At 66.1% G+C, this 16733-nt stretch carries 19 protein-coding genes; 11 read left to right on the forward strand and 8 right to left on the reverse strand.

The window, feature by feature from the left end; all coding sequences use genetic code 11:
* The first annotated feature begins 114 nt into the window (after positions 1 to 114).
* Positions 115 to 447, forward strand: coding sequence for a hypothetical protein (locus ACEN9O_RS13465; protein ID WP_495618032.1), 333 nt, complete (start codon positions 115 to 117; stop codon positions 445 to 447).
* Between the two features lie 65 nt (positions 448 to 512).
* Here ACEN9O_RS13465 and ACEN9O_RS13470 read toward each other — a convergent pair whose 3' ends face one another.
* Together ACEN9O_RS13470 and ACEN9O_RS13475 are read right to left on the reverse strand one after the other, a co-directional pair.
* The gene (locus ACEN9O_RS13470) at positions 513 to 1358 is read right to left on the reverse strand and encodes an HDOD domain-containing protein (protein WP_495618033.1); all 846 of its coding nucleotides are present in this window, start codon (positions 1356 to 1358) and stop codon (positions 513 to 515) included.
* Positions 1351 to 1698 (reverse strand): hypothetical protein, encoded by a 348-nt coding sequence (locus ACEN9O_RS13475; RefSeq protein ID WP_495618034.1) that lies wholly within the window; start codon positions 1696 to 1698, stop codon positions 1351 to 1353. Before ACEN9O_RS13475 ends, ACEN9O_RS13470 begins: the two co-directional genes overlap by 8 nt.
* A gap of 167 nt (positions 1699 to 1865) precedes the next feature.
* Here ACEN9O_RS13475 and ACEN9O_RS13480 point away from each other — a divergent pair, with 167 nt between their 5' ends.
* The 3 genes from ACEN9O_RS13480 to ACEN9O_RS13490 are packed head-to-tail and all read left to right on the forward strand — an operon-like array spanning position 1866 to position 4066.
* The gene (locus ACEN9O_RS13480) at positions 1866 to 3452 is read left to right on the forward strand and encodes a sensor histidine kinase (RefSeq protein ID WP_495618035.1); all 1587 of its coding nucleotides are present in this window, start codon (positions 1866 to 1868) and stop codon (positions 3450 to 3452) included.
* A gap of 10 nt (positions 3453 to 3462) precedes the next feature.
* The gene (locus tag ACEN9O_RS13485; protein WP_495618036.1) at positions 3463 to 3867 is read left to right on the forward strand and encodes a DUF3224 domain-containing protein; all 405 of its coding nucleotides are present in this window, start codon (positions 3463 to 3465) and stop codon (positions 3865 to 3867) included.
* Between the two features lie 28 nt (positions 3868 to 3895).
* Complete coding sequence (locus ACEN9O_RS13490; protein WP_495618037.1) at positions 3896 to 4066, forward strand: hypothetical protein; 171 nt, start codon at positions 3896 to 3898, stop codon at positions 4064 to 4066.
* Positions 4067 to 4080: 14 nt separating this feature from the next.
* Here the strand turns inward: ACEN9O_RS13490 and ACEN9O_RS13495 are convergent, their stop codons facing one another.
* The gene (locus tag ACEN9O_RS13495; RefSeq protein ID WP_495618038.1) at positions 4081 to 4437 is read right to left on the reverse strand and encodes a PEP-CTERM sorting domain-containing protein; all 357 of its coding nucleotides are present in this window, start codon (positions 4435 to 4437) and stop codon (positions 4081 to 4083) included.
* A gap of 255 nt (positions 4438 to 4692) precedes the next feature.
* Here ACEN9O_RS13495 and ACEN9O_RS13500 point away from each other — a divergent pair, with 255 nt between their 5' ends.
* The 5 genes from ACEN9O_RS13500 to ACEN9O_RS13520 all read left to right on the forward strand — a co-directional run bounded on the left by ACEN9O_RS13500 (position 4693) and on the right by ACEN9O_RS13520 (position 9928).
* Positions 4693 to 5559 (forward strand): ChaN family lipoprotein, encoded by an 867-nt coding sequence (locus ACEN9O_RS13500; protein WP_495618039.1) that lies wholly within the window; start codon positions 4693 to 4695, stop codon positions 5557 to 5559.
* A 4-nt stretch (positions 5560 to 5563) separates the two neighbouring features.
* On the forward strand, positions 5564 to 5884 hold the full coding sequence (locus ACEN9O_RS13505; protein WP_495618040.1) for a thioredoxin family protein: 321 nt from the start codon (positions 5564 to 5566) through the stop codon (positions 5882 to 5884).
* A gap of 80 nt (positions 5885 to 5964) precedes the next feature.
* The gene (locus tag ACEN9O_RS13510) at positions 5965 to 7254 is read left to right on the forward strand and encodes an MFS transporter (protein WP_495618041.1); all 1290 of its coding nucleotides are present in this window, start codon (positions 5965 to 5967) and stop codon (positions 7252 to 7254) included.
* Positions 7255 to 7444: 190 nt separating this feature from the next.
* Positions 7445 to 8836 (forward strand): MFS transporter, encoded by a 1392-nt coding sequence (locus tag ACEN9O_RS13515; RefSeq protein ID WP_495618042.1) that lies wholly within the window; start codon positions 7445 to 7447, stop codon positions 8834 to 8836.
* 87 nt (positions 8837 to 8923) lie between these two features.
* On the forward strand, positions 8924 to 9928 hold the full coding sequence (locus ACEN9O_RS13520) for a LacI family DNA-binding transcriptional regulator (protein ID WP_495618043.1): 1005 nt from the start codon (positions 8924 to 8926) through the stop codon (positions 9926 to 9928).
* 79 nt (positions 9929 to 10007) lie between these two features.
* Here the strand turns inward: ACEN9O_RS13520 and ACEN9O_RS13525 are convergent, their stop codons facing one another.
* Genes ACEN9O_RS13525 through ACEN9O_RS13545 form a run of 5 tightly spaced genes read right to left on the reverse strand, consistent with a single transcriptional unit; the run spans position 10008 to position 14507 of the window.
* Positions 10008 to 10919, reverse strand: a complete 912-nt coding sequence (locus ACEN9O_RS13525; protein WP_495618044.1) for a dihydrodipicolinate synthase family protein — start codon at positions 10917 to 10919, stop codon at positions 10008 to 10010.
* Between the two features lie 43 nt (positions 10920 to 10962).
* On the reverse strand, positions 10963 to 12228 hold the full coding sequence (locus ACEN9O_RS13530; protein ID WP_495618045.1) for an FAD-dependent oxidoreductase: 1266 nt from the start codon (positions 12226 to 12228) through the stop codon (positions 10963 to 10965).
* Complete coding sequence (locus ACEN9O_RS13535; protein WP_495618046.1) at positions 12225 to 12479, reverse strand: 2Fe-2S iron-sulfur cluster-binding protein; 255 nt, start codon at positions 12477 to 12479, stop codon at positions 12225 to 12227. The genes ACEN9O_RS13530 and ACEN9O_RS13535 overlap by 4 nt, the downstream gene beginning before the upstream one ends.
* Positions 12472 to 13590 (reverse strand): NAD(P)/FAD-dependent oxidoreductase, encoded by a 1119-nt coding sequence (locus ACEN9O_RS13540; protein WP_495618047.1) that lies wholly within the window; start codon positions 13588 to 13590, stop codon positions 12472 to 12474. The genes ACEN9O_RS13535 and ACEN9O_RS13540 overlap by 8 nt, the downstream gene beginning before the upstream one ends.
* Positions 13575 to 14507, reverse strand: a complete 933-nt coding sequence (locus tag ACEN9O_RS13545) for a 4-hydroxyproline epimerase (RefSeq protein WP_495618048.1) — start codon at positions 14505 to 14507, stop codon at positions 13575 to 13577. Before ACEN9O_RS13545 ends, ACEN9O_RS13540 begins: the two co-directional genes overlap by 16 nt.
* A gap of 48 nt (positions 14508 to 14555) precedes the next feature.
* Between ACEN9O_RS13545 and ACEN9O_RS13550 the strand changes: the two genes are divergently transcribed.
* Entirely contained in the window at positions 14556 to 15425 is an 870-nt protein-coding gene (locus ACEN9O_RS13550; RefSeq protein ID WP_495618049.1) for a helix-turn-helix domain-containing protein, read from the forward strand.
* 53 nt (positions 15426 to 15478) lie between these two features.
* Positions 15479 to 16732 carry a SorA family sulfite dehydrogenase catalytic subunit gene (sorA, locus tag ACEN9O_RS13555; protein WP_495618050.1) on the forward strand — a complete coding sequence of 418 codons (1254 nt, stop codon included), beginning with the start codon at positions 15479 to 15481 and terminating at the stop codon, positions 16730 to 16732.
* Position 16733 lies beyond the last annotated feature (1 nt).

The raw sequence follows: 16733 nt of genomic DNA on the forward strand, positions 1-16733 counted from the left end.
GAATAATCTTGCACGAAAGGCAATCAGCGGGGCCGGGAACCTTAGTCAAAGGAATCTAAGTTGCCCTTAAGTTCGGGCCCGCACACTTCATTCACCCAACCAACGAGGAAAATCATGGTACATCACGCTCTCGCTTCCCAGGAAAGCTACAACCCCAACCATCTCCTGGATATCTTGCTCGGCAAGATGCAATTGAAAAACGACGCCGCGCTGTCGCGCCTGCTGGAAGTCGCGCCGCCGGTCATCAGCAAGATCCGCCACCACCGCTTGCCGGTCGGCGCCTCGCTGCTGATCCGCATGCACGAAGTGACCGGCATGAGCATCCGCGACCTGCGCGACTTGATGGGCGACCGCCGCACCAAGTACCGCCTGTCCGACGCCCAGGGCCGTCCGAAGCCGGAAGAGCGTACCGAAAAGGCCGAGGCCGGAAACTACGCGCGTCACTAATGCGCCCGCATGCTTGCACCTGCCGTCGCCGGGCTTGATTTCAAACCGGCCGGCAGGGCGCTCGCTCAACTCAACAGCACCATCGAAATTTCTTCATATTGCAGTTCCGTCTCGCGGAACAATTGCAGATAGATTTCTTCATCGAGGCCCAGCGCAGTCCAGGCCACGGTGGAAACGGGCGGGACCAGATCGTCCTGCACCTGCGCCAGATCGAGCGCGTGCACGATGGCGTCGGCCACATGGATGATGGCCGCCAGGAATCCTGCGCCCGGCGCTTCCGGGTCGTGGTGGCCGCCGATGGCCAGCCGCATCGTATCGGAAAAATTCCAGTGCTCAGCCAGGGCCAGCCCGGCGTCGATATGGTCGACGCCCAGCACGGTGCGCTCCGCGTCCAGCAGATAGGCGTCGTGGGCTGCGCGGTAGGCCAGGGTTTCCGAGTACTGGTTAGGGAAGCAGGACACCAGCACCAGCCGGCCGATATCGTGCAGCAGGCCCGCCGTGAAGGCGTAGTCCTGGTTGAAGCGCATTTGCCGCGCCAGCACCTTGGCGCAGGCGGCGGTGGCGATCGAATGGCGCCAGAAGGCCTTGTGGTCGAAGCCGGGGCAATGGCCCTCGGCAAAGCAGCCGGTGACGGCGGCCGCCGTGATCAGGTTGCGCGTGGTCTGGAAGCCCAGGTAGGTGATTGCCTGCTGGATGGTGGTCACCTTGACCTGCAAGCCGTACAGCGAGGAGTTGGCCAGCCGCAGCGTCTTGGCCGTCAGCGCCTGGTCGTAGGAGACCTTCCTGGCCAGCACGGAGATGTCGACATCGTCCTGGTCTATGCTGTTGAGCAGCTCCATCACCACCGCCGGCAGCGAAGGCAGGTCGTCCAGCGTGCGGACGACGTCGTCGTAACTCAGGGTATTACTCATGCTCGGGGGTCTCCGGTAAGCCCAGGCGGAAGTCCGATACGAAGCGGCGCAGCAGCGAGGTTGCCCAGTCATCGTCGCTGTCGGCGTCGTTTTTGCGGAACAGGTGGGCGATGCGCGCCGCATGGTGTTCCAGCGTGGCCTGCGCCACTTCCGGCGACACGTCTTCTTTCAGGATGGGCAGGATGGCGATGCCATGGCGCGGCATCAGCGCCAGCATGGCTTCGGTCAGCACCGTGCCTTGCGGCAGCAGCACGTGGCCCTGCACGTCCAGCAGCACGTCCGACAGGACCATGCCCGGCCGTACCTCCGCCAGCGTCAGTTGATGATAATTGCCTGTCATGGTGCCCTCCCGGTTTGCCGCCTCGTCTACATAGTCCGATCTTACCATTGCGGGCAAGCAAAGTCTGCCGCCCCGGCGTGGGGATGGGACCATAACTTGCCAAGTCTCATGCCATACCGTACATTGGGACGTTGCCGTCAATTCCATCAATGCACGGAGGTTGGTCGATGTTTGGTATCCAAGGCCGCTTGACGCTGCTTTTCGTGGTCATCGTGACCCTGGTGTTGGGCATTTCCGGCACATACGCCCAGTACAGCCTCGGCCACGAGCTGGAAGTGAGCAGCCAGCGGCTGCGCCAGGGCGTGCTGACCCGGCTGCAAACCAGCCTGCCGTCGGCGCTGTGGGACCTGGACAAGGCCAAGGTCGACAACATCGTCGCCGCCGAGATGCTGCCGCCGGAGCTGGTCTCGATCCGCGTCTACGACACCTCGGTCGGCCTGTTCTCCGGCAAGCTGCGCCATGAAAACGGCAGCGTCAGCTCGATCGAGAACGACGCCGCGGTCGGCGGTTCGCCGGTGGTGGCCGACCTGGCCTACCGCGATTCCGGCGCGGCCGGCGCCTCGCTCAAGCCGGTCATCGTCGGCCGCGTGGTGGTCAACTTCAGCCGCGCGCAGATCGACGCCACCCTGGCCGCCGAAGTGCGCCGCAAGGTCACCGAGGTGCTGCTGCTGGACCTGATTTTGGTGGCGGCGCTGGCGCTGTCGCTGCGCATCGTGTTCGATCCCCTCAAGCGCCTGCGCGACGGCCTGTTCGACCTGGCCACGCGCGGCAGCGACGAGGTCGAGGAGCTGCCCGACAGCCGGCACGACGAGCTGGGCGAGGTGATCCGCGGCTTCAACGCCATCCAGCGCAAGGTCAAATCAAATATCCAGCGCATCCGCGAGGCCGAGGACGAGGCCCGCAAATCGGCCCAGGCCACCGCCAAGGCGCTCGACGACCTGCGCCGCACGCAGGAATCGCTGCTGCAGGCCGAGCGGCTGGCCTCGCTGGGCGGCCTGGTGGCCGGCGTCGCCCACGAGATCAACACCCCGGTCGGCATCGCGCTGACCAGCGCCTCGGTGCTGATGGAGGCCACCGAGAAGGTGCACCAGTCCGTCGCCAGCGGCAATATCAAGAAGTCCGACATCATGCGCTATCTGGAGACGGCGGCCGAGAGCACCCGCCTGATCATGAACAACGCCTACCGCGCGGCCCACCTGATCCACAGCTTCAAGCAGATCGCGGTGGATCAGGTCAGCGAGGCGCGCCGCCGTTTCGAACTGCGCGACTACATCAACGAGGTGGTGTCCAGCCTGCAGCCCAAGCTGAAGAAGACCCGCATCACCGTCAGCATCGCCTGTCCGCCGGACATCATGCTCGACAGCTACCCGGGCGCGCTGGCCCAGGTCATCACCAACCTGACGCTCAACTGCGTCGAGCACGCCTTCGATCCGGGCGACGAGGGCCGCATCACCATCGGCGTGGCGCAGCAGGGCGACTGGATCGAGATGCAGGTGGTGGACAATGGCAAGGGCATCCCGCCGGACATGCTGGACAAGGTGTTCGATCCCTTCGTCACCACCCGGCGCGGGCAGGGCGGCACCGGGCTCGGACTCAATATCGTGTTCAACTTGATGGCCAAGCAGTTTGGCGGCACCATTACCGTATCGAGCATCCTGGGGCAGGGCGCCAGCTTCGTGCTGCGCATGCCGTGCGTGACGCCGGTCGACGATCCGGCCGCGCTGCAGGCGGATGCCCGTCTCCACCAGAATTGAAAGGCCGGCCATGCCCAAAGTCAGCGGTGAATTCAACGTCAAGATGGCGCCCGAAACCATGTCGGCCGTGGCGGCCGAGAGCGGCGTCGGCCGCATGTCGCTGGATAAGCAGTACCACGGCGCGCTGGACGCCGCCGGCGCCGGCGAAATGCTGGCCTATATGGACCGCGAGCTGGGCTCCGGCGCCTACGTGGCGATGGAGAAAGTGCGGGGTACGCTGGAAGGGCGGCGCGGCAGCTTCCTGCTGCAGCATACCGGCATCATGCGGCGCGGCGTGCCCAGCCTGACTGTGGCGGTGGTGGTCGATTCCGGCAGCGGCGAGCTGGCCGGCCTGAGCGGCAGCCTGGCCATCCGCATCGAGGACGGCAAGCATTACTACGATTTCGACTATACGCTGGACGCCGCCGTTGCCTAGGCCTCCGGCGCCACGCTAGAATGCCGCCATGGACAAGGACACACTCAAGGGTTTGGTGATTTTGATCGGCGTGGCGCTGGCGGTGGCGATCTTTGCGGTGCTGGGCACCGAGGACGGGGTGCAGAAACTTTCCTGCGTAGTCCGCGCCATCCTGCATGGTGTGGCGATCACCAACATCCATGCGGTGTGCGGTCTGTAGCGGACGGCCTTGGCTTAGTCGCTAAACTTGTCCGAGGCGCTGCCGCTGCGCGTAGCAAAGCCCAGAATTACCAGGCCCAGCATCAACATCAGGAAGGTCCGCGGTTCCGGCACTTCGGCCACCGGGTCGATCGCTTGCTGGTTTGGCGGGGTGTTATTGACCAGCGCTTCCGGATCGCGATCCGAAGCGGCCTTCTCCGCCGGCACGGAGCTATCGATGCCGCACGGCGTGGCGCTGCGGGCATCGCAATGGGCGAGTACAATTGCTGCAGTCGCGACTTTGCTGTTTTTCGGACTGGCGGTCTGAGCCTGAGCGGCTCCGGCCATCCCGAGGACCAGCAATAATGTTGTTATAAAAGTCAACTTCTTCACAGTGCTCCCCTGGCTATGCCGCATACGCTGGACGTTAAGGCTACATTAAAGCATATACATTAAGCTAAGATCGAAAGTAACTTCAACCGTGCTCGACAGGTTCGTATTAAACCATATTTGGTAACATATTGCCATTGATATTTTTCTATGGGCAATCAATTAGTGCGCCGCAACAACGATTGTTGCAAGTTGCCAGTGGTGTGCATGATTTCAATTTCACAAACAATAATTTGATTTGCATAGGGCAGGAGGCAGATGATTTCCACATATGGCGGCAAACTGGGATGGCCGGGCATGGCGGCGGCATTGGCCTTGCTGGCCGGCTGCGCCAGCGGCGGCAAGGGCACCGGGGCAGCCACCGCGGCCGCGCCGGCGCCGGCCGGCCCCCATCCGCAGGTGTTGCTGCTGGGCGAGGTGCACGACAATGCCGCCGGCCACAGGCTGCGCTACGAGCTGCTGCGCCAGCGGGTCGAGGCCGGCTGGCGTCCGGCCATCGTCATGGAGCAGTTCGACCGCGAAAACCAGGACGTGCTGAGCAAGGCCCAGAAAGGCTGCCTGGACGCCCAGTGCGTGATCCGCGTGGCCGGCGCCGGCAGCTGGAACTGGCAACTCTATTACCCGGTGATCCAGCTGGCGCTGACCTACCAGTTGCCGCTGATCGCCGGCAACCTGTCGCGCGCGGACGCCTCGCGCGTGGTGCGCGACGGCATCGCCTCCACCTTCGATCCGCAAAGCGTGCGCGACTACCATCTGGACCAGCCGCTGCCGGCCGACGTGCGCGGCGGCCAGTACAAGGAAATCCTCGCCGGCCACTGCAATATGCTGCCGGAGATGATGGTCGACGGCATGATCAACGCCCAGGTGTCGCGCGACATCTGGATGGCCAAGATCGTGCGCGACCAGCTGCCGCGCGACGTGGTGCTCATCGCCGGCAACGGCCATGTGCGCAAGGACATCGGCGTGCCGCGCTGGATCAACGAGCTGGCGCCGGCGCTGACGGTGCGCAGCGAAGGCTATCTGGAAGGCGCGGATGGCGCCGGCCGCTACGACGCGGTCTACACCGTGGCGCCACAGTCCCGTCCCGACCCCTGCGCCGGGCTCAAATCCCACACCAGACCCTGACGCCATGGAAAAAATCTACCTGCCAGGCGCGCCCGACCGCGCCACCATCGACGCCCTGGCCGGCGCCACGCTGCTGGAGTTCGGCGCCAACTGGTGCGGCCACTGCATGGCCGCGCAGGCGCCGCTGGCCCAGGCCTTCGTCGGCCACGACGGCGTGCGCCACTACAAGGTCGAGGACGGCCCCGGCCGCGCGCTGGGCCGCTCCTACCGCGTCAAGCTGTGGCCGACGCTGATCTTCCTGCGCGACGGCCAGGAGGTGGCGCGCCTGGTGCGGCCGCTGCACGCCGGCCCGATCAGCGTTGCCTTTGCGCAAATCGATACCTAGGGAACAAGCTTATCTGCTTGGCAGCGGGCAAGGGGGGTGTGTATGATGAGCCGCACCATCCACCCGCAGGAGCTTCAAGCATGAGCCAGTCTCACCCCGGATCGCCCAAGGCCAATTCCCCGGCCACCGTGCTGTTTGCCAGCCTGATCGGCACCACCATTGAATTTTTCGATTTCTACATCTACGCCACCGCGGCCGTGCTGGTGTTCCCCAAGCTGTTCTTCCCCGCCAGCGACCCGGCTGCCGCCACGCTGCAATCGCTGGCCACCTTCGCCATCGCCTTCTTCGCGCGGCCGGTCGGCTCGGCCGTGTTCGGCCACTTCGGCGACCGCATCGGCCGCAAGGCCACGCTGGTGGCGGCGCTGCTGACCATGGGCCTGTCGACCGTGGTGATCGGCGCGCTGCCGACCTACGCCTCGATCGGCACGCTGGCGCCGGCGCTGCTGGCGCTGTGCCGCTTCGGCCAGGGCCTGGGCCTGGGCGGCGAGTGGGGCGGGGCGGTGCTGCTGGCCACCGAGAACGCGCCACCGGGCAAGCGCGCCTGGTACGGCATGTTCCCGCAGCTGGGCGCGCCGATCGGCTTCTTCCTGTCGGGCAGCATCTTCCTGCTGTTGAGCCAGACCCTGAGCGACGCCGAGTTCTTCAGCTACGGCTGGCGCATCCCGTTCCTGTCGAGCTCGCTGCTGGTGATTGTCGGCCTGTACATCCGCCTGAAGATCCATGAAACGCCGGACTTCCAGAAGGTGCTGGACAAGAACGAGCGCGTCAAGGTGCCGGTGGTGACCGTATGGCGCGACCATCGCCGCGTGCTGGTGCTGGGCACCCTGATCGCGCTGGCCACCTTCGTGCTGTTCTACCTGATGACGGTGTTCGCGCTCAGCTGGGGCACCAGCGCGCTCAAGTTCAGCCGCAAGGACTTCCTGATCCAGCAGCTGTTCGCCGTGGTCTTCTTCGGCCTGACCATCCCCGTGGCCGCGCTGTGGGCCGACCGCTACGGCCGCCGCATCACGCTGATCTGGGTGTCGGCCGCGATCGCCGTGTTCGGCCTGACGATGGCGCCGATGTTCGGTTCCGGCAACAGCATGCTGGTGACCGTCTTCCTGTCGCTGGGCCTGGGCCTGATGGGCATGACCTACGGCCCGCTGGGCACCATCCTGTCCGAGCTGTTCCCGGCCGAGGTGCGCTACACCGGCGCCTCGCTGACGTTCAACCTGGCCGGCATCCTGGGCGCCTCGCTGGCGCCGTACGCGGCCACCTGGCTGGCCACCAACTACGGCCTGCAATACGTCGGCTACTACCTGTCCGGCGCCGCGCTGATCAGCCTGGTGGCGCTGCTGCTGGCCAAGGGCGGCACCGCCAAAACGGCATAATTGCATTTAATGTCATCATACAACGCCATCGCGGCGGCCGCAGTGCCGGACCGCCGCGATGGCGTAATCCCTTGAATATCCGCATCTTTCCGCTTGCCTATCGCGTTTTATAGTTGTACGATGACTTACGACTAGAATGATCTCGTGGAGACCGAGAGATCATCACCCAAAACCAGAATAGAGTGATGCCATGAACCTGAGCGAGCCTGTAAACGCGCAAGCGGCGGGAGCCACCGTCGGTAAATACCGCTGGACCATCTGTGCGCTGTTGTTTTTTGCCACCACCGTCAACTACCTGGACCGCCAGGTCCTGAGCTTGCTGGCGCCCGACCTGTCCAGGGAATTCGGCTGGAGCAACACCGACTACGCCAACATCGCCGCCGCCTTCCAGTTCGTCTACGCCATCTCGATGCTGTTCGCCGGCCGCGTGGTCGACAAGATCGGCACCAAGGCCGCCTACGTGGTGGCCATCACGGTCTGGTCGCTGGGCGCGCTGCTGCACGCCTTTTCGGTGCCGATGGGGCAGGGCGTGGGCGTGTTGCTGGGCGCCTTCGGCATCGTCGCCGCGCCGTCCATCCTCGGCTTCATGATCTCGCGCGCCGTGCTGGCGGTCGGCGAGGCCGGCAACTTCCCGGCCGCGATCAAGGCCACCGCCGAATACTTCCCGAAGAAGGAGCGCTCCTTCGCCACCGGCATCTTCAACTCCGGCGCCAACGTCGGCGCCATCCTGGCGCCGATCTGCGTGCCGCTGATCGCCGGCATCTGGGGCTGGCAGGCCGCCTTCGTCATGATCGGCATGCTGGGTTTCATCTGGATGAGCGTGTGGATCACGCTGTACGACAAGCCGGACCGCCAGAAGCGCCTGTCGGCGCGGGAACTGGCCTACATCCGCAGCGACCAGCCGGCGGTGGCGGTCGAGGCGCCGGCGGCGGCGAAGAAAGTCTCGTGGTTCCAGCTGCTGAAGTATCGCCAGACCTGGGCCTTCGCCTTCGGCAAATTCATGACCGACGGCGTGTGGTGGTTCTTCCTGTTCTGGCTGCCCACCTATTTGTCGGCGCAATACGGCATGAAGGGCGAGGCCATCGTGGTGCCGCTGGCGGTCCTGTACAGCATGACCATGATAGGCTCGATCGGCGGCGGCTGGTTCCCCAGCTACTTCATGGCGCGCGGCCACGCGCCCTACGACGGCCGCATGAAAGCCATGCTGGTGATCGCCTTCTTCCCGCTGGTGGTGCTGCTGGCGCAGCCGCTGGGCGCGATCAGCTTCTGGGTGCCGGTGCTGCTGATCGGCGTCGGCGCCTCGGCGCACCAGGCATGGTCGGCCAACATCTTCACCACCGTGTCCGACATGTTCCCGCAAAAATCGGTGGCCTCGGTGATCGGCATCGGCGGCATGGCCGGCGGCATCGGCGGCGTGCTGCTGACCAAACTGGGCGGCTGGGTGTTCGACTACTACAAATCGGTCAACGACATCCGCACCGGCTACATGATCATGTTCGGCATCTGCGCGCTGGCCTACCTGGTGGCGTGGTGTGTGATGAAGGCGCTGGTCCCGCGCCACAAGGAAATCACCGACCTGTGATCGGGTGGCCGACAGATGCCGACATGCTAAGATTGTCCTTTGGCGCCGCCGAAGCACCGGCGGCCACGCATCTCCGACGATCAGAACATGAAAAAAAATGTAGCAACCATACGGGACGTCGCCGCCGCAGCCGGCGTCTCGACCGCCACCGTATCGAAGTTCGTCAACGGCGCGCAGCGTTTCTCGCCGGCGGTGGAAGCGACCATCAAGGAAGTCATCGCCCGGCTGGGCTACCGTTCCAATCCGCTGGCGGCGTCGATGATCACCGGCCGCACCAAGAGCATCGGCCTGTCGGTGCTGGACGTGGCCAACCCGCACTTCACCAGCATCGTCAAGGGCGCCAACCGCGTCGCGCTGGCGCACGGCTACACGCTGCTGCTGGTCGACACCGAGGAAAACCCGGACCGCGAACGGCCCTTGCTGGAGGCGCTGAGCCGCCGGGTGGACGGCATCATCATGTTCTCGCGCATGCTGGAATCGGAGATGGACTGGGTGATGGAGCTGGGCAAACCGCTGGTATATTTCGGCCGCCTGTCGCGGCTGGAGATCCCGTGGGTGATCAGCGACGACCACCGCGGCGCCTACATGCTGGCGCGGCACCTGGTCTCGCTGGGGCACAAGCGCCTGGGCTACCTGAGCTTTCCGCGCTCGCGGCGCGACGAGGAGCGCCTGGGCGGCATCCGCGCCTGCCTGGCCGCGCATGACCTGGAACTGAGCGTGTATGAAGCCGGCGCGCCGACCGCGGCCGAAGGGGAGCGCGTCAGCTCGTCCATCATGCTGGGCGCCGAGCACCCGGACGCGCTGATCTGCTACAACGACCTGATGGCGCTGGGCTTCATGAAGGCGGCGCAGGCGCTGGGTTTCAAGCTGCCGGAGCAGATATCGGTAGCGGGCTTCGACAACATTGAGTACGGCCGCTACACCTCGCCGGCGCTGACCACGGTGGACCTGCAGAGCGAGCGCATGGGCGTGGCCGCGATGGAAAAGCTGATCGCCGCCATCGACGGCAAGCCCGCCCCCGCCACCACGATGATCGAACCGCAGCTGATCCTGCGCGGCTCGACCATCAAAAAAACCGGGGGTCAAGTCTGACATTCGGACACGAGCTCTGCTGTAGCCGCAGCTACAGCAGAGCTCGTGTCCGAATGTCAGACTTGACCCCCGCAGGTTTTTAGAACAGCGTGCTGACGTCAGGACGGTTGGCCAGCGCCTGCTGGACCACGGCCGTGACGCGGGCGCGGTCGGCGCCTTGCAGCGGCTGGCGCGGACGGCGCACGTACTCGTTGCCGACGCCGGCCAGCGTTTCCACCAGCTTCAGGTTCTGTACCAGCTTGGTCGATACGTCCAGGTGCATCAGCGGCATGAACCACTGGTACAGCTTGAGCGCCTCGTCCCAGCGCTTGGCTTTCATCAGCTTGTACAGCGCCACCGTCTCTTTCGGGAAGGCCACCACCAGGCCGGCCAGCAGGCCGTCCGCGCCCACCGCCAGGCCTTCGAACGACAGATCGTCCACGCCCATGAACAGCTGGTAGCGGTGGCCGACGGCGTTGCGCAGGTCGGTGATGCGGCGCACGTTGTCGGTCGATTCCTTGATCGCGACGATCCATTCGCAATCGGCCAGTTCCTTGAAGTCTTCCGGCGTCAGGTCGACCTTGTAGGAGACCGGATTGTTGTAGACCATGATCGGCAGCTGCGCCGCCTTGGCGATCACGCGCAGGTTGTCCATCGCCTCGCGCGAGTCGGCCGCGTACAGCACCGACGGCATCACCATCAGGCCCTGCACGCCCATCTCGTGCGCCTTTTCGACGAAGCGGCAGGCGGTGGCGGTGCGCGTTTCGCTGACGTTGACCAGCACCGGCACGCGGCCGGCGGCGACGTTGAGCGCGGTCTTGGTGACGGCCAGCTTCTCGTCGAACGACAGTGTGCTGGCTTCACCCAGCGAGCCGCAGGTCAGCAGCGCGTGCACGCCGCTGTCGATCTGGAAGGAAAAGTGCTTCTCCATTTCGGCGTGGTCGAGATCCTCGTTCTCCTTGAACTTGGTGGTTACTGCGGGGAATACCCCTTCCCATTTTGCTGCTGCCATGCTGTTCTCCTTGTGATGAATCGGTGTTGTGTTAAAGGGTGGATCAATCGTCGATGATGCTGGCGATGCGGGCCGGCGAGATCGGCATGCGCACCGCGTCCGGCCGCCAGCCGTACAGCAGTTCCGTGGCGCCGCCGCAGATGCGTCCCTGGCACGGCCCCATGCCGCAGCGCGTCTGCAGCTTGGCGCTGCGCCAGCTGGTGTGGGTGCGCAGCTCGCCGTGGCAGACGTCTTCGCAGCGGCAGACGATGGTGTCGTCGCCGGCCAGCGCCAGTAGTTCCGGCCGCAGCGCAAACGCGCGCTCCAGCCTTGCCGCGAATTTTTTCCAGCGCGCGCGTTCGTCGTACAGATGCCGCGCGGCGGCGTGCTGGCGGGTGGCCGACAGGCCGGCGATGCAACCCTCCGCCAGCGCCAGGTCGACGCCGCCGATGCCCGTGCCTTCGCCCGCGCAGTACACGCCGGGCACGGAGGTCAGCTGTTCATCGTCCACCAGCACCGTCGTCTGCCTGTTGTTCGACGCGGTGACGCAGCCCAGCGCCAGCGCCAGTTCGACGTTGGGCAGCAGGCCGTAGCCGCAGGCCAGGTAGTCGCATTGCAGCGCCTCCAGCTCGCGCGCGCCGTCACGCCGGATCAGGATCGATTGCAGCGTGCCGTCGCCCAGCGCCGAGTGCACATGGCTGCCGCGCAGATACGGGATACCGCCTAGTTGCGCTGCCAGTTGCAGCGCCTGCACCACCTTGGAGGGCGTCGCCAGCAGGCCGAAGCCGAAGCGCACCAACGCCGGCAAAGGCGCCTGCTCGATGATGGCGGCGATCTCCGCACCTTTGGCGCGCAGCGTCGCAGCCACCGCCAGCAGCAGCGGGCCGCTGCCCGCCACCACCACGCGCTTGCCCTGTACCGGATAGCCGCCCTTGGCCAGCGCCTGCAGGCCGCCGGCGCCGGTCACGCCGGGCAGCGTCCAGCCGGGGAAGGGCAACAACCGTTCGCGCGCGCCGGTGGCCAGTATCAGTTTTTCGTAATGCAGCGTGGCCGACGACGACGGCGTTTGCGCCTGCAGTTGTTGCGGCGCCGGCGCGTACAGCACGCGCGTCTGCGGCAGGCAGGTCAGGTTGGGCGCGGCGCGCAGCTCGCTCCACATTCTTTGCGCCCGCTGATCCTGCTGCTGTTCCGGGCCGCCGCGCCAGATCTGGCCGCCGGCCAGCGGATTGTCGTCGACCAGGCCGACCTGCGCGCCGTGCGCAACGGCGGCGTGCGCGGCAGCCAGTCCGGCCGGTCCGGCGCCGATCACCAGTACGTCATAGCGGCTCATGACCGGGCCTCGCCGGTGGTTACGCGCATGCCGTCGGCGCACAGCGTCTGGCACGACAATTGATGCATGCGGCCGTCGATGGTGACGCGGCATTCCTGGCAGACGCCCATGCCGCACAAGGGCGCGCGCGCCGCGCCGCGAACCGAGCGCCGTGTGACGGCGCTGCCGGCCATGGCGATCGCCGCGGCCACGCTGACGCCTTGCGCCACATGGACGTCGTGGCCGTTGATATTGAGGACGACGTCAGTCATTGAAGCGTCCCGGTAAATAGGGGGCGGCGGGGATGCGCGTGCTGTCGCCCGTCATCTGGCCGGCCAGCAGTTGCGCCGTCGCCAGCGAGGTGGTGATACCCAATCCTTCATGTCCGGTCGCCAGCCACAGTCCGCGCCGCGCGGCATGGGGGCCGATCAGCGGCAAGCCGTCCGGCGTGGCGGCACGCAAGCCGGTCCAGCAGCGCAGCACGTTCAGTTGCGCCAGGGCTGGCGTGAACGCGGCGGCATGACGCAGCATGCGTTGCAGCATGGCCGGCTCCACCGCCAGATCGATTGTGTCGAACTGGCGGGAGGAGCCGATCAGTACTTGTCCGGTAGGACGGGGCTGCAAATTGAACGCGACCGAATCGCCGCTGGCGGCGTGGGCGCTTTTGATGTATCCCAGTTCCACCAGCTGGTGGTGGACAAAGCCGGGATAGCGGTCGGTGATGGCGATATGTCCTTTTTTCGGCTGCACCGGCAGTTCCGGCAGCAGGATGGCCGAACGCGTGCCGGCGGCCAGCACCACGTGCTGTGCCTGATGGCGCGCGCCGTCGGCCAGCAGCACGCCGTTGTCCTCGATGGCGGCGACGCTGCCGCGCAGCGTGGCGGCGCCACGGCGGATCGCACGGTCCAGCAGGAGGCGCGCGCTCTTGGGCGGATAAACCAGGCCATCGCCGGAGACCAGCAGGCCGCCGGCCAGGCCGGTGCGCAACTGCGGCTCACGCGCATACAGCGCGGCAGGCGCCAGCAGCTCGCAGGCGATGCCGTAGGCGGACAGCGTGTCGGCCTTGGTGCGCGCCGCTGCCATTTCTTCCTCGTCCGCGGCGACCCAGATGGTGCCGCAGCGGCTGTACTCGTGGCGCTGCGGCAGGTCGCCCACCAGCGAATTCCACAAGGAGACCGAATACGCCGACAACGCCAGCTCCGCCGGGTTGTCGTCCATGACCACCAGGTGTCCCATGCCGGCCGCGGTGGCGCCGCCGCCGGGCATGTCCTGTTCGATCACCAGCACCTGCAGGCCGCGCTGGCTGAGCGCATCCGCACAGGCAGCACCGACGATGCCGGCGCCGATGACGATCACGTCGTTCGTGTTCACCGGATGCCCCATACGAAAGGATCGGTCGGATCGAGGATCAGCTGCGCCTGGGAGTTCACCCACGCGCGGCCACGGATGCTGGGGACCAGCTGTTCGCCGCGATAGCGGTACGACGCTTCGAACACGCTGCCGATCACGCTTTCCTGCTTCCACAGTTCGCCCTCGGCCAGCTTGCCGTCGGCCGCCAGGCAGGCCAGCTTGGCGCTGGTGCCGGTGCCGCAAGGCGAACGGTCGTAGGCCTTGCCTGGGCAAAGCACGAAGCTCTGGCTGTCGGCGCCGGTGCGCGATGGCGCGAACAGTTCGATATGGTCGATCAGCGCGCCGCCGTCGCCGGTGATGCCGGCCTTTTCCAGCGCGGCGCTGACGGCCACGGTGTAGGCCGTCAGCGCTTCGACGTTACCAACCCCCAGTTCCAATCCATGACCGGAAACCAGGAAGAACCAGTTGCCGCCCCACGCCACGTCGCCGGTGACCGGGCCGTGGCCCGGCACCTCGACGGTGACCTGGGTCTGGCTGCGATACGAGGCCACGTTGTCCACCGTGACGCTGCCGTCCGCGTGCAGCTCCGCCTCCACCACGCCCACCGGCGTATCGATGCGGTGGCGGCCGGCGCCGATGCGGCCCATGAACGCCAGCGACGCGACCAGGCCGATGGTGCCATGACCGCACATGCCGAGGTAGCCGACGTTGTTAAAGAAGATGACGCCTGCGGCACAATCGGCCTCGTAGGGCTGGCACAGCAGCGCACCCACCAGCACGTCCGAGCCGCGTGGCTCGCACACCACGGCGGAGCGGAAGCGGTCGTGCTGGCGTTTCAGCAGGGCGAGCCGCTCGCTGAGCGGGCCTTGGCCCAGTTCCGGGCCGCCGTCGGTCACCAGGCGGGTCGGTTCGCCGCCGGTGTGGGAGTCGATGATGGAGATGTTTTTCATGCTCAAATCTTAGGCTTCCCGGGGCCCGTTGTCTTGCACGCCCTGCGCATGATCGATGACGAAATCTGCACAATGGCGATAAAACAGGAGACGCCGCCCGGCGCCGCTGGCACAATCGCCTTCATGCATAAAGAACCCCCTCACGACGACGCCCGCCGCGCCCTGGGCATGGACATCGCCGACCCCTTCTTCTCCGAAGCGCTGTTCGACGCGCTGCCGGACGTGGTTTTCTTCGTCAAGGACGTCGAGTGCCGCTATGTGGTGGTCAATCAGACGCTGGCGCAGCGCTGTGGCCAGCGGCACAAATCGGCGCTGATCGGGCGCACCCCGGCCGAGGTGTTCGCGCGGCCGTTCGGCCAGACCTACCTGGCGCAGGACATGGCGGTGCTGGCCGGCGGCAGCGATATCGAGGACCAGCTGGAACTGCACCTGTATCCCAACCGCGATCCCGGCTGGTGCCTGACGCGCAAGACCGCGCTGCGCGACACCGACGGCCGCATCGTCGGCCTGACCGGCGTGTCGCGCGACCTGGCGATGGCGGACAAGAAGAACCCGGCCTACCGCAAGGTGGCGGCGGCGGTGAACCTGATCCACCAGGAATACGGCCAGCCCCTGCAGCTGGCCGAACTGGCGCGCACGGCCCACATGTCGGTGGCGCAGATCGAGCGCTACTTCCTGCGCATCTTCCACCTGACGCCACGCCAGATGATCATCCAGACCCGCGTCGACGCCGCCTCGCGTTTGCTGAAGGGCCCCGCCAGCGTGGCGGAAATCGCCCAGGCCTGCGGCTACGGCGACCATTCCGCCTTCACCCGCCAGTTCAAGGCCACCACCGGCGTCACGCCGACCCAGTACCGCCAGCTGGCGGTCGCGGGCAAGGGCGCCCAGGCCGCCCCCGGCGGGTTGGCGCGGCGCTGACGATTTGTGGCATTATTGGCATGTCTGACTTTACAACATCAACGGAGACCAGCATGGCGACTAAAGCGTTTGTATTGACGGCGGAGGCGTTGAGGCGCCGTTCCTTCCTGCGACAGGCCGGCACCATTGGCGCCGCGGCCGCACTCGGCAACCCGGTGCTGGGGGCGCTGGCGGCGGAGCCGGCCCGCGTCGCGCTGCCGTTCGAGAACGGCGAGCGCGAACTGGTCGCCTATCCGCAGAAGCGGCCTTTGATCCTGCTCACCGCCCGTCCGCCGCAGCTGGAAACGCCATTCAGCGTCTTCAACGAATCGGCGATCACGCCGAACGACGCCTTCTTCGTGCGCTACCACTGGAGCGGCATCCCGACCTCCATCGATCCGCAAGCGTATCGCCTGCGCGTCGGCGGCAACGTCAATACGCCGCTGGAGCTGTCGCTGTCCGACCTGCGCCAAATGGCCGATGCGACCGAACTGGTCGCCGTGGTCCAGTGCTCCGGCAACAGCCGTGGCCATTTCGAGCCGCGCGCCAATGGCGGCCAGCTGTCGAACGGCGCCATGGGCAACGCGCGCTGGACCGGCGTCCCGCTGCGCAAGGTGCTGGAGAAGGCGGGCGTGAAGGCCGGCTCGGTGCAGGTGGCGTTCAACGGCCTCGATACGCCGCCGCTCGGCGACGGCCCCGATTTCGTCAAGGCGCTCAACCTCGATCACGCGATGGACGGTGAAGTCATGCTGGCCTGGCAGATGAACGGCGCCGACCTGCCGATGTTGAACGGCTATCCGCTGCGCCTGATCGTGCCCGGCTACTACGGCACCTACTGGGTTAAGCACCTGTCCGACATCACCGTGACCGACAAGGCATTCGACGGCTTCTGGATGAGCACCGCCTACCGCATCCCGGACAACCAATGCGCCTGCACCGAGCCGGGCAAGGCGCCGGCCAAGACCGTGCCGATCAACCGCATGAATGTGCGCTCCTTCATCACCAGCCTGACCGAGGGCGCGCACGTCAAGATGGGACAGCAGACGGTGGTGCGCGGCATCGCCTTCGACGGCGGCTACGGCGTGAACGAGGTGGCCTTCTCGTCGGACGGCGGCAGGAACTGGCAGGCCGCGCAACTCGGCAAGGACCTGGGCAGGTACTCGTTCCGCGAATGGAGCGTGGCGTTCACGCCCAAGCAGAAGGGCAGCCACCAGCTGATGGTGCGCGCGGTCAACCGCATCGGCCAGGGGCAGCCTGCCGGCGCCTTGTGGAACCCGCCCGGCTACATGCGCAATGTGGTCGAATCGACGCGCATCGTCGCGATTTAAG

Source organism: Duganella sp. Dugasp78 (assembly GCF_059491455.1).